Source organism: Pseudoduganella ginsengisoli (assembly GCF_009720865.1).
GTDB lineage: Bacteria > Pseudomonadota > Gammaproteobacteria > Burkholderiales > Burkholderiaceae_D > Rugamonas > Rugamonas ginsengisoli.
In genome coordinates this window covers 184,295-196,090 of the sequence record NZ_WNLA01000006.1, presented here as the reverse complement: position 1 = coordinate 196,090, position 11,796 = coordinate 184,295, and the positions used below count along the sequence as shown (strand labels likewise).

The following is an 11,796-nucleotide window of genomic DNA, read 5'->3' as shown; positions in this document are numbered from 1 at the left end:
GCGCTGCCATGCGGGCTGCGGGGATTTCGGGACGCACGAATGCACGTCTGACCCCGCTGGGGGGATGCATCAACGCACGTCTGACCCTACGGGTACGAATGGAGCTCGCCAGCAATTCAAACGGGCTCATCCATGAGAATCGCGCTGCCATGCGGGCTGCGGGGATTTCGGGACGCACGAATGCACGTCTGACCCCACCGGGGGGATGCATCAACGCACGTCTGACCCTACGGGTATAATGCGGCGATCCCCACCTGACATGAGCAGCAATTGAAACGCATCGCACTCGGCGTCCAGTATGACGGCCAAGCCTGGCAAGGCTATCAAACTCAACCCGGCGGCAATACCGTGCAAGACCAGCTGGAGGCGGCCATTGAGCGCTTTGCCACTGTGCACCTGGGCACCACGTGCGCGGGGCGCACGGATGCGGGCGTGCATGCAATGGGGCAGGTCGTCCACTTTGATACGGACATTCGCCGCGAAATGCATGCGTGGGTGCGGGGCATTAATGCATTCCTGCCGCCATCCATCGGCGTGCGCTGGGCCAAGGAAATCCATGACGTCGAACCGGGCGAGCGCCATATCGAGGGCGATTTCCATGCGCGCTTTTCCGCCCGCTCGCGCACTTATCACTATTTGCTGCATAACCACCAGGTCCGCTCGCCGCTGCTGGCGGGCCGCGCCGGCTTTTGCCATCGCCCGCTCGATGTCGAGCGCATGCGCGCCGCCGTGCCTGCGCTCATTGGCGAGCACGACTTCACGACGTTCCGCGCCGCTTATTGCCAGGCCAAGACCCCCGTGAAATTCATGCATGAAATTAATATTGAACGGCACGGCGACTTAATAGTATTCACTTTGCGAGCCAGCGCCTTCCTGCACCACATGGTGCGCAACCTGGTGGGCTCGCTGGTCTACATCGGCCAGGGCCGTGAACAGCCCGAATGGCTGGGCCAATTGCTGGCCGCTAAAGACCGCACGCTGGCCGCGCCCACATTCATGCCGGACGGCCTGTACTTGGCAGATATCGAATATGACGACAAGTGGGGCGTGCCGCGTGAAAGCGGCCGCCCGTTGCCGTGGTTTTAACAACGAGGAGAGCTATGCACCGCACCCGTATCAAGATTTGCGGCTTGACCCGCGCTGAAGACGTGGCGGCCGTGGCCGCCGCTGGCGCCGATGCGGCCGGCTTCGTGTTTTATCCAAAAAGCCCCCGCTACGTGACGCCGGAAAAAGCCGGCGAATTGATCGCGGGTTTGCCACCGTTCATTTCCGCCACCGGCCTGTTCGTCAATGCCTCGCCGGAAGAGGTGGCCGCCACCGTCAAAGCGTCCCGCGTCACCCTGCTGCAATTCCACGGCGATGAAACCGCCGGGCAGTGCGCAGCCGCTGCCGAAGCCGCGAATACGCGCTATTTGCGCGTATTCAGGGTCAAACCTGACACACGTCAAGATGAACTGCTAGAATATGAGCGGATTTGCCGTGCCTCCAGCCCGCTGTTTGCGGGTTTGCTACTCGATACGTGGGTAGACGCGTACGGCGGCGCAGGAAAGGTTTTCGATTGGTCTCTCGTCCCAAAAGATCTCGCGCATCGGGCCGTTTTGAGTGGTGGCTTGAGCGTACACAACGCGACTGGCGCGATTGCCCAGTTACGCCCGTACGCAGTTGACATCTCCAGCGGTGTCGAAGCGTCCAAGGGCATCAAAGATCCCGAGCGGATAGCCGCCTTTGTGCAGGCTGTCCGCGCAGCTGACGCAAACTAGTGGCACCTGTGCTTGCAGGTGTCACCCTTGTCAAGAGAGACACCTATCATGAGCAACAATGCAGCCCCGCTGTTCCACGCCACCGACTACGAACTGCCTGACCCGACCGGCCACTTTGGCCCCTATGGCGGTTCGTTCGCCGCAGAAACCCTGACGTACGCACTGTCCGAGCTGAAAGAAGCGTACGCAAAATACAGCCAGGATCCCGCCTTCCTGGAAGAATTCCGCTACGAACTGAAGCATTTCGTCGGCCGTCCTTCGCCGATTTACCACGCAAAACGGTGGTCTGAACTGGCTGGCGGCGCGCAGATTTACTTCAAGCGCGAAGACTTGAACCACACCGGCGCCCACAAGATCAATAACGTGATCGGCCAGGCGTTGCTGGCCAAACGCATGGGCAAGCCGCGCATCATTGCCGAGACCGGCGCGGGCCAGCACGGCGTGGCCACCGCCACCATTTGCGCCCGTTTCGGCCTCGAGTGCGTCGTGTACATGGGCAGCGAAGACGTCAAGCGCCAGGCGCAAAACGTGTACCGCATGAAGCTGCTGGGCGCGACCGTGGTACCCGTTGAATCCGGCTCCAAGACCCTCAAGGATGCGCTCAATGAAGCCATGCGCGACTGGGTCACCAACATTGAAAACACGTTCTACATCATCGGCACCGTGGCGGGCCCGCATCCGTACCCAATGCTGGTGCGCGACTTCCAGTCTGTGATTGGTGAAGAGTGCCTGGTGCAAATGCCGGAACTGGCAGGCCGCCAGCCGGATTACGTGGTCGCGTGTATTGGTGGCGGTTCCAACGCCATGGGCATTTTTTACCCGTACATTGACCAGAAACAGGTGCAGCTGATCGGCGTGGAAGCCGCCGGTGAAGGCTTGGATACCGATAAACATGCGGCGTCGCTGACCAAAGGCTATCCAGGCGTGCTGCACGGTAACCGCACGTATTTGCTGCAAGATGAAAATGGCCAGATCATCGAGACGCACTCGGTCTCGGCCGGCCTGGATTACCCGGGCGTAGGCCCGGAACACGCGTACCTCAAAGACAGCGGCCGGGCGCAATACGTGTCGATCACGGACGAGGAAGCGCTGAAGGCGTTCCACGACAGTTGCCACATCGAAGGCATCATCCCGGCGCTGGAATCGTCGCACGCGCTGGCGTATGCGGCCAAGCTGGCGGCAACCCTGCCGAAAGATAAAATCGTATTGGCCAACCTGTCGGGCCGTGGCGACAAGGACATGCATACGGTGGCGGAGCGGATGGGCATGAAATTCGGCTGATGGCCTGTTATTGCCAGGTCAACCTCTCACTGTAAATTTGTGGAGCCTGACACCTCCGGTATCAGGCTCCAATACATAACGAAAGCTATCATGTCCCGTATCGCCCCAACTTTTGCCGCTCTGAAAGAGCAAAACAAAACCGCGCTGGTCACCTTCATTACCGGTGGCGACCCTGCGCCTGAACTGACGGTCCCGCTGATGCATGCCCTGGTCGCCGGCGGCGCCGACGTGCTGGAGCTGGGCGTCCCGTTTTCCGACCCGATGGCCGAAGGCCCCGTGATCCAGCGCGCCTGCGAACGCGCGCTGGCGCTGGGCGTCACCATGCGCGACGTCTTTGGCTACGTGCGCGAATTCCGCAAAACCAACCAGTCCACCCCGGTGGTGCTGATGGGTTACGCGAACCCGATCGAGCGCATGGGCTGGGATGCCTTTGTCGCCGCATCGAAAGAAGCAGGCGCCGATGGCGCCATCGTCGTGGATTATCCGCCGGAAGAGTGCGAAGAGTTCGCCGCAAAAATGCGCGCGGCGGAACTGGACGTGATTTTCCTGCTGGCGCCCACGTCGACTGAGGAGCGCGTACAGCAAGTCGCCAAAGTCGGCGGCGGCTTCAGCTATTACGTGTCGCTGAAAGGCGTGACCGGCGCCGGCAATATCGATACGGCTGACGTAGCGGCCCGCCTGGCTGCCATCCGCAAGCACGTGCCGCTGCCGATCGGCGTGGGTTTCGGCATCCGTGACGGCGCCACCGCCCGCGCCGTGGCGGAAGTGGCGGACGCGGTCGTGATCGGCAGCCGCATCATTCAAGAAATTGAAAATACGCCGAAAGACGGCGTGGTTGCCGCTGTACAAGCGTTCACGCAAAGCATCCGCACCGCGCTGGACGCCTGATTTTAAGCGCGGGCAAGATGTAAAATCTAACGTCCGTGCTTAAAATTGAAAGTTTTGAATGTTCGACATGGCAAGCTAAAACGGCTACACTTCCGCCACTTAAGTTGATGCAAGTTGTGAAGTAGGGGTGTTTCGACAACATTGACACCCTTGCATAACAGCCCCGGCCGGGCGGTGTTGTCCGCAGGCGGGGCCATGTCCGTTCAGGACCATAGGAGAAATATATGAGCTGGTTGGAAAAACTGCTGCCGCCGCGCATTCAACGCAATGAAGCCGCCGCACGCAAAACCATGCCGGAAGGCCTGTGGGTCAAATGCCCGTCTTGCGAGGCGGTGCTGTACCGTACCGACCTGGAATCGAACCTGCACGTGTGCCCGAAGTGCGACCACCACATGCGTATCCGCGCCCGCGAGCGCCTGGACGCGCTGCTGGATGCGGAAGGCCGCTATGAAATCGGCCAGGAAGCGCTGCCGGTCGATACGCTGAAATTCAAAGACAGCAAAAAATACCCAGACCGCCTGAAGCAAGCCATGGAAGCCACCGGTGAAACCGATGCACTGATCGCCATGGGTGGCGCCATCATGAGCCTGCCAGTGGTGGTGGCGTGCTTCGAATTCGAATTCATGGGCGGTTCCATGGGTTCCGTCGTGGGCGAGCGCTTTGCCCGTGCCGCGCAAGTGGCGCTGGAACAGAAAGTACCGTTCATCTGCATTACCGCCACCGGTGGCGCCCGCATGCAGGAAGGCTTGCTGTCGCTGATGCAAATGGCGAAAACCACGGCCATGCTGACCAAATTGGCCGAGAAAAAGCTGCCATTCATCAGCGTGCTGACCGACCCGACCATGGGTGGCGTCTCCGCTTCGTTCGCCTTCATGGGCGACGTCGTGATGGCTGAGCCGAAAGCGCTGATCGGCTTTGCCGGCCCGCGCGTGATTGAAAACACCGTGCGTGAAAAATTGCCGGAAGGCTTCCAGCGCGCGGAATTCCTCGTGCAAAAAGGCGCGGTCGACATGATCGTTGACCGCCGCCAGATGCGCGAAGAAATCGCCCGCCTGCTGGCGCTGCTGCAAAACCAGGCGGCGGAAGTCATCGCCTGATTCAACGCTTGCGCGTTACCACGCGGCGGAGCTTAGGCCCGCCGCGTTTGTTTTACGCGGGGCGGAACCCGGCGTTCCCATCGTGATCCGCCATGCATGCGCCACGATGGTTCACGCCGGATTACGCTGGGACCAGGCGTCCCCGCTGATCCACCCTGCATCGGATGCAACACCTCTGGAATTCCACGATGTCGACACTCCCCACCACGTTGCCGGCCTGGCTGGCGCTGATCGAATCCCGCCACGCCGTCACTGAAATCAACATGGGCCTGGACCGCGTACGCGCTGTCAAGGAACGCATGCAGCTGCAATTCCCATGCCCCGTCATCATGGTGGCTGGCACCAACGGTAAAGGTTCCACCTGCGCCATGCTGGAATCGATCCTGCTGACGGCGGGCTACAAAGTGGGCCTGTACATCAAGCCGCACTTCCTGGATTTCAATGAACGCGCACGCTTGAATGGCGACCTGGCAACGGATGAACAACTGGTGGCCAGTTTCAACGTGGTGGAAGCCGCCCGCGGCGACACCATGCTGACGTACTTTGAATTCACGACCTTGGCGATCATGCACTTGATGGCCAATTCCGGCCTGGACGTGGCCATCCTGGAAGTCGGCCTGGGCGGCCGCCTGGACGCTGTCAATGTCGTCGATGCGGATGTCTCGATTGTCACCAGCGTCGATATCGACCACGTGGATTACCTGGGCGGCACGCGCGAACAGATCGGCTTTGAGAAGGCCGGCATTTTCCGCACCGGCAAACCGGCGATTTGCAGCGATCCCGTGCCGCCGCAAGCGCTGATCGATTACGCAACGGAAATCGGCGCCGACTTGTGGCTGATGGGCCGCGACTTCAATTATGCGGGCGACAAGCAGCAGTGGAATTACGGCGGCCGGTCGATGCGCCGCAATGCGCTGGCATACCCGAGCCTGCGCGGCGCCAACCAGCTGCTCAATGCGTCTGCCGCGCTGGCTGCGCTGGAAGCGCTGAAAAATGTATTGCCGACCGGCGCGCAAGACGTGCGCACCGGCCTCGTGACGGTGGAATTGCCGGGCCGCTTCCAGGTGTTGCCGGGCCGCCCGACCGTGATCCTGGATGTGGCGCACAACCCCCATGCCGCAGCTGGCCTGAACCAGAATCTCGGCAACATGGGCTACCACGCATACACCTATGCCGTGTTTGGCTCGATGCACGACAAGGATATCGATGGCGTGATTGCCGCCATGTCCGAGCATATCGATCACTGGTGCCTGACGGATTTGCCGTCGCCACGCGCGGCAACGGCATCGGAACTGGCTGCGAAAGTGCAGGCAATCCAGCCGGAACGCGACGAACGCACCATCAACATATTCGAAGATCCTGCCCAAGCGTTCACAAATGCAATGAGCCGGGCCACCGAGAATGATAGAATTGTGGTCTTTGGATCGTTTTACACCGTCGCCGGCGTCATGGCGGCACGAAAAAACGCTCTGCACTGAAGAATTGACTGTCTGATATCGAATTGACGCATGGGCTTGTTCTCGAAACTCTCCAAAAACAAGCAGGAAGCCGCTGGCCAGGACAGCGGCTACTATAGCAAGGCCGATGACCAGGCCGTGCTGGAGCGGGCCAGGTCCAAACGCGCAAGCAGCGCGGACGGCCCTGCGGCCCGCCGTTCCCGTTCCGGCGAAGATCCGGATTTGCCTGAAAAGAAACGTGCCCGCCGCCGCCTCGTTGGCGCCGTGGCCCTCGCGCTGGCCGTTGCGATCGGCTTGCCAATGCTGCTCGATTCTGAACCGAAACCACTGGCATCCGATATCGCCATCCAGATTCCTTCCAAAGACAAGCCTGCCGAACCAGCGCCCCGTTCCAGCCGGGAACAGGGTGTATCGGATGTGGCCGCGCTCGACAAGAATGAAGAAATCGTCGATGCGCCTGTGCCGGCCAAGCCTGCTGCTGCCGCGCCCGTTGCTGCCAAGCCCGCCGCCCCAACGCCGGCGCCTGCCGCCGCACTGGCCGCTGCGCCGGTAGACAAACCAGTGCACGTGGAACCGGCTGCGCCCGTCAAAGATCCCGCCAAGGAAGCTGCAAAAGAAGCGGCAAAAGAAGCTGCCGCCAAAGCCGCTGCCGACAGGCTGGCGCTGGAAGCCAAGCTGGCCAAAGAGCATAAAGCCCAAGAGTTGAAAGACGCGAAAGAGCGCGCCGACGCGAAGGCGAAGGCCGAGCACGAACAAAAGCTGGCGGACGCGAAAGCGAAGGCGGAAGCGGATGCGAAAGCGAAGCAGGAAGCCAAAGCCAAGCAGGAGCAAGAACAAAAGTTGGCGAAAGCGAAAGCGGATGCGGAAGCCAAAGCCAAGGCGGACGAAGCCAAGCACACGAAGCCGGATGACAGCGCCCGCGCCATGGCGATCCTGGAAGACAAGCCATCCGACGCCCGCTACATGGTGCAAGTGGCTGCCGTGGCGTCGCAGGAAAAAGTCGATGAATTGCAAGGCAAGCTGAGGGATGCAGGCATCAAGTCATTCACGCAAAAAGTCAATACGGCTGGCGGCGGATCGCTGACCCGTATCCGCGTGGGCCCGTTCTCCAGCAAGGAAGAAGCGGAAAAAGTCCGCGCCAAGCTCAGCAAGATTGGCTTGAGCAGCAGCCTGGCCACGTCGTAAGCCGGCGGCACGGATAGCACGGTACAGCAGCGATGTCGGGTGAGTTGACCATCTTCGATTATCTGGTGATGTTTGTATTGCTGTCCTCCGTCATCATCAGCACCTTGCGCGGGCTGGTGCGTGAAATGGTGTCGCTGGCCGGCTGGATCATTGCCTTTGTCGTGGCCAATGCGTATAGCGCGCCGCTGGCGCAGCTGCTGCCGGCCGTCATACCTGGCGACGTGGTGCGGCTGATCCTTGCGTTTATTGCATTGTTTATCGGCGTGCGGTTACTGACGGGATTGTTTGGGATGGCAATCGATGCACTGATCAAGGCGGGCGGCCTGACGATGGCCGACCGTGGCCTGGGCAGCCTGTTTGGCCTCGGGCGCGGCCTTGTGATCGTGCTGGCTGCCGTCATATTGTGCGGGATGACGTCGATTCCGCAGCAGGATTTCTGGAAGAAGGCACTGTTGAGTCCGTACGCGGAGACCGGAGTGCGCACCGTGAAACCCTTCCTGCCTGATGCGCTCGCGCAGCATGTGCAATTTTAGACCATGGGTGCCGGGTCTGAAGGCCGGGCATCCACATATCAGAGGGTGCCGGGTCTGACAGGCCGGGCATCCACGGATCAGAACAGAATTCGTTAAATCTGCAGTACCAAGTCCAGGAGCACTACCATGTGTGGCATCGTCGGCGTCGTTTCCCACCAACCCGTCAATCAATTGCTGTATGACGCGCTGCTGCTGTTGCAGCACCGCGGCCAGGATGCAGCGGGCATCGCAACCAACCACAGCAGCATGTTTTCCATGCACAAGGCCAACGGCCTCGTGCGTGACGTATTCCGTACCCGTAACATGCGTTCGCTGGCGGGCAATTCCGGTATCGGCCACTGCCGTTATCCAACCGCCGGTTCGTCCAGCGAAGAGGAAGCGCAGCCGTTCTACGTCAACGCGCCGTTCGGCATCACGCTGGCGCACAACGGCAACCTCACCAACTGGGAACAGTTGAAAGAGGAAATGTTCAAGAATGACCGCCGCCACATCAACACGGATTCCGATTCGGAAGTGTTGCTGAATGTGCTGGCGCACGAAATCCAGACCGCGACCACTGGCTTGTCGCTGGACCCGGAAGCCATTTTCAAGGCCGTGAAAGTGTTGATGCGCCGTGTGCGCGGCGGTTATGCCGCCGTGGCGCAAATTGCCGGCGTCGGTTTGCTGGCGTTCCGCGACCCGAACGGTATCCGTCCACTGTGCCTGGGCGTCAATGAAACGGAGCAGGGCGCGGAATACATGATCGCGTCGGAATCCGTGGCGCTGGAAGGCATGGGCTTCCGCTTCGTGCGCGACGTGGCGCCGGGCGAAGCGCTGTTCATTGATGCCGACAAAAAACTGCACGCGCAGCAATGCTTCGAAGGCGCCAAGCTGCAGCCATGCGTCTTTGAATTCGTCTACCTGGCCCGTCCGGATTCCGTCATCGACGGTGCATCCGTGTACGCCACCCGCCTGAAAATGGGTGAATACCTGGCCGACAAGATCAAGCGTGAAATTCCTGACGGGGAAATTGACGTCGTGATGCCGATCCCTGATTCGTCGCGTCCTGCGGCAATCCAGCTGGCGCTGCGCCTGGGCGTGGAATACCGCGAAGGTTTCATCAAGAACCGCTACATCGGCCGTACCTTCATCATGCCGGGCCAGGCTGCGCGTAAAAAATCCGTGCGCCAGAAGCTGAACGCGATTGGCGATGAATTCAAGGGCAAGAACGTGCTGCTGGTGGATGACTCCATCGTGCGCGGCACCACGTCCCGTGAAATCGTACAGATGGCGCGCGACTCCGGCGCCAAGAAAGTCATCTTCGCATCCGCCGCGCCGCCAGTGATTTACCCGAACGTGTACGGCATCGATATGCCGACCCGCGACGAGCTGATCGCCCATGGCCGCACGGTGGAAGAAGTGTGCAAGGAAATCACGGCCGATTACCTGGTGTACCAGGACATCGACGCACTGAAGAAATCCATTGCAGACGTGAACCCGAACCTGACGAATTTCGAAGCGTCGTGCTTCGATGGCGTTTATATCACCGGCGACGTGTCGCCGGATTACCTGGACAAGCTGGAACATGCCCGCCACAACCCTAAAAAGGCTGTGGTGGAAGATGCGGCCCGCACCCAGTTGAACCTGAATGCGGCAACCACGGAAGCGTGATGCCATAAGCCCGGATGCGCTCCGGGCTTTTTTATCTCTACTATCATGACAGAAAAGAAATCTTACGGCTTTACCACCACCATTCTGCATAACGACCGCCGCAAAAACATCGAGCACGGCTCGCTGCACAAGCCGGTGCACACGTCGGTGGCGTTTGGCTACAAGGATGCGCGCCAGCTGGCGTCCGTGTTCCAGGGTAAAGAGCCAGGCTTCCGCTATGGCCGCCAGGGCAACCCGACGGTGTCCGCGCTGGAAGACAAGATCAACAACATGGAACAGGGTGTCGCTACCCTGTGCTTCGCCACCGGTATGGCGGCCATCGGCGCCGTGTTCCAGGGCTTGTTGCGGGCCGGCGATCACGTGGTGTCCACCTCTTTCCTGTTCGGTAATACCAACTCGCTGTGGCAAACGGTGGCGGGGCAGGGCGTGGCCGTGGACTTCGTGGATGCGACCGACGTGAACAACGTAGAGGCTGCGCTGCAGCCCCATACGCGCATTGTGTTCGTGGAAACCATTGCCAACCCGCGTACGCAAGTGGCGGACTTAAAGCGCATTGGCGAGCTGTGCAAAGCACGGGGCATCCTGTACATCGTCGATAACACGATGACGACGCCGTACCTGTTCGTGCCGAAAGCCGTGGGCGCTGGCCTGGTGGTCAATTCGCTGACCAAGTCCATCGGTGGCCACGGCGCGGCGCTGGGCGGCGCGTTGACCGATACCGGCGAATACGACTGGGGCCGGTTCCCGAACATTTACGAAAACTATAAAAAAGCGGCGCCCGCCCAGTGGGGCATCACGCAAATCCGCGCCAAAGGCTTGCGCGACTTCGGCGCGTCGCTGGGCCCGGAAGCGGCGCACCACATTGCACTAGGCGCCGAGACGCTGGCCCTGCGCATGGAGCGCACGTGCGCCAATGCGAAAGCGCTGGCGGAAATGCTGGAAGCCGATGACCGTGTGGCAGCCGTGTATTACCCTGGCTTGGAATCGCACCCGCAGCACGCGATTGCTTCGAGCCTGTTCCGCGCTGCCGGTTCGCTGCTGAGCTTTGAGCTGAAAGACGGCATTGATTGCTTCGACTTCCTCAACCGGCTGAAGCTGGCAGTGCCGGCGTCGAACCTGGGCGATACGCGCACGTTGATCATCCCGGTCGCGCACACGATCTTCTATGAAATGGGCGCGGAACGCCGCGCCTCGATGGGCATCGCGGAATCGCTGATCCGCGTGTCGGTCGGCATTGAAGATACGGAGGATTTGCTGGGCGACTTCAGGGAAGCGCTGGCGGCGTGTTGATGCCTTGACTGGCAAGCGTGTGCATGCGGCGCACGCTTGCATCTGCTAGCACAATTCGCTAGCATCTAAGGGTGAACACCAAACACCGCAAAACGCTGCGCGCGATTTTTGCGCGCCCTACGTCCTCGTCAATTGTCTTTTCCGACATCGAGGCATTGATAGTTGCGCTTGGTGGCGAGGTGCATGAGCGCGAAGGTTCCCGCGTCAAAATCATCCTTCACAGTGAGCAGTGGCGTTGCCATCGCCCTCATCCTGGCAAGGAAGCCAAGCGTTATCAGGTAGAAGAAGCCAGAGAGTTACTTGAACGTGCCGGAGTGCAACCATGAATACGATGAACTACAAAGGCTATGTCGCTCGCATTGAGTTTGACGAGCGCGATAATATATTTGTCGGACGTGTTCTGGGCTTGCGCGCCATGATCAGTTTCCACGGCGAGACGGTCAGCGAATTGCGATCCGCGTTCGAAGGTGCTATCGAGGATTTTTTACTTGATTGCAAGGACCAAGGCATCAAGCCAGAAAAGCCGGCATCAGGCAAGCTGATGCTGCGGGTGCCGCCCGAAATCCATGGGGCTGCATTGGTGGCCGCGCAAGCAGCGGGTAAGAGCTTGAATCAATGGGCAACTGAAGTGCTGCAAAGCGCGGTTCACGCTTGA

General features: G+C 60.2%; 12 protein-coding genes. All 12 read left to right on the top strand.

What is annotated here, in order from left to right:
* Positions 1–270 precede the first annotated feature (270 nt).
* Positions 271–1,086, top strand: coding sequence for a tRNA pseudouridine(38-40) synthase TruA (truA, locus tag GM668_RS12120; RefSeq protein ID WP_155439210.1), 816 nt, complete (start codon positions 271–273; stop codon positions 1,084–1,086).
* Positions 1,087–1,100: 14 nt separating this feature from the next.
* Positions 1,101–1,760: a phosphoribosylanthranilate isomerase gene (locus tag GM668_RS12115; protein ID WP_155439209.1), complete on the top strand. Its 660-nt coding sequence runs from the start codon at positions 1,101–1,103 to the stop codon at positions 1,758–1,760.
* A gap of 48 nt (positions 1,761–1,808) precedes the next feature.
* On the top strand, positions 1,809–3,041 hold the full coding sequence (gene trpB, locus GM668_RS12110) for a tryptophan synthase subunit beta (protein ID WP_155439208.1): 1,233 nt from the start codon (positions 1,809–1,811) through the stop codon (positions 3,039–3,041).
* Positions 3,042–3,131: 90 nt separating this feature from the next.
* Complete coding sequence (gene trpA, locus GM668_RS12105) at positions 3,132–3,929, top strand: tryptophan synthase subunit alpha (protein WP_155439207.1); 798 nt, start codon at positions 3,132–3,134, stop codon at positions 3,927–3,929.
* A 224-nt stretch (positions 3,930–4,153) separates the two neighbouring features.
* Positions 4,154–5,026 carry an acetyl-CoA carboxylase, carboxyltransferase subunit beta gene (gene accD / locus GM668_RS12100; RefSeq protein WP_155439206.1) on the top strand — a complete coding sequence of 291 codons (873 nt, stop codon included), beginning with the start codon at positions 4,154–4,156 and terminating at the stop codon, positions 5,024–5,026.
* A gap of 188 nt (positions 5,027–5,214) precedes the next feature.
* Positions 5,215–6,504, top strand: coding sequence for a bifunctional tetrahydrofolate synthase/dihydrofolate synthase (gene folC / locus GM668_RS12095; RefSeq protein ID WP_155439205.1), 1,290 nt, complete (start codon positions 5,215–5,217; stop codon positions 6,502–6,504).
* A 30-nt stretch (positions 6,505–6,534) separates the two neighbouring features.
* On the top strand, positions 6,535–7,668 hold the full coding sequence (locus GM668_RS12090) for an SPOR domain-containing protein (protein ID WP_155439204.1): 1,134 nt from the start codon (positions 6,535–6,537) through the stop codon (positions 7,666–7,668).
* Positions 7,669–7,712: 44 nt separating this feature from the next.
* The gene (locus tag GM668_RS12085; protein ID WP_155439306.1) at positions 7,713–8,201 is read left to right on the top strand and encodes a CvpA family protein; all 489 of its coding nucleotides are present in this window, start codon (positions 7,713–7,715) and stop codon (positions 8,199–8,201) included.
* Positions 8,202–8,327: 126 nt separating this feature from the next.
* The gene (gene purF, locus GM668_RS12080) at positions 8,328–9,851 is read left to right on the top strand and encodes an amidophosphoribosyltransferase (RefSeq protein WP_155439203.1); all 1,524 of its coding nucleotides are present in this window, start codon (positions 8,328–8,330) and stop codon (positions 9,849–9,851) included.
* A 45-nt stretch (positions 9,852–9,896) separates the two neighbouring features.
* Positions 9,897–11,141, top strand: a complete 1,245-nt coding sequence (locus tag GM668_RS12075; RefSeq protein ID WP_155439202.1) for a cystathionine gamma-synthase family protein — start codon at positions 9,897–9,899, stop codon at positions 11,139–11,141.
* 71 nt (positions 11,142–11,212) lie between these two features.
* A complete protein-coding gene (locus GM668_RS12070; protein WP_170305609.1) occupies positions 11,213–11,467 on the top strand; it encodes a type II toxin-antitoxin system HicA family toxin in 255 nt (84 codons plus the stop codon).
* Positions 11,464–11,796, top strand: a complete 333-nt coding sequence (locus GM668_RS12065) for a type II toxin-antitoxin system HicB family antitoxin (RefSeq protein ID WP_155439201.1) — start codon at positions 11,464–11,466, stop codon at positions 11,794–11,796. Before GM668_RS12070 ends, GM668_RS12065 begins: the two co-directional genes overlap by 4 nt.

Bases quoted from the DNA above. Each gene is read 5' to 3' on its own strand.
- GM668_RS12065 (WP_155439201.1), top strand. From the start codon at position 11,464: ATGAATACGATGAACTACAAAGGCTATGTCGCTCGCATTGAGTTTGAC.
- GM668_RS12115 (WP_155439209.1), top strand. From the start codon at position 1,101: ATGCACCGCACCCGTATCAAGATTTGCGGCTTGACCCGCGCTGAAGAC.
- trpB (WP_155439208.1), top strand. From the start codon at position 1,809: ATGAGCAACAATGCAGCCCCGCTGTTCCACGCCACCGACTACGAACTG.
- folC (WP_155439205.1), top strand. From the start codon at position 5,215: ATGTCGACACTCCCCACCACGTTGCCGGCCTGGCTGGCGCTGATCGAA.
- GM668_RS12075 (WP_155439202.1), top strand. From the start codon at position 9,897: ATGACAGAAAAGAAATCTTACGGCTTTACCACCACCATTCTGCATAAC.
- purF (WP_155439203.1), top strand. From the start codon at position 8,328: ATGTGTGGCATCGTCGGCGTCGTTTCCCACCAACCCGTCAATCAATTG.
- accD (WP_155439206.1), top strand. From the start codon at position 4,154: ATGAGCTGGTTGGAAAAACTGCTGCCGCCGCGCATTCAACGCAATGAA.
- GM668_RS12090 (WP_155439204.1), top strand. From the start codon at position 6,535: ATGGGCTTGTTCTCGAAACTCTCCAAAAACAAGCAGGAAGCCGCTGGC.
- trpA (WP_155439207.1), top strand. From the start codon at position 3,132: ATGTCCCGTATCGCCCCAACTTTTGCCGCTCTGAAAGAGCAAAACAAA.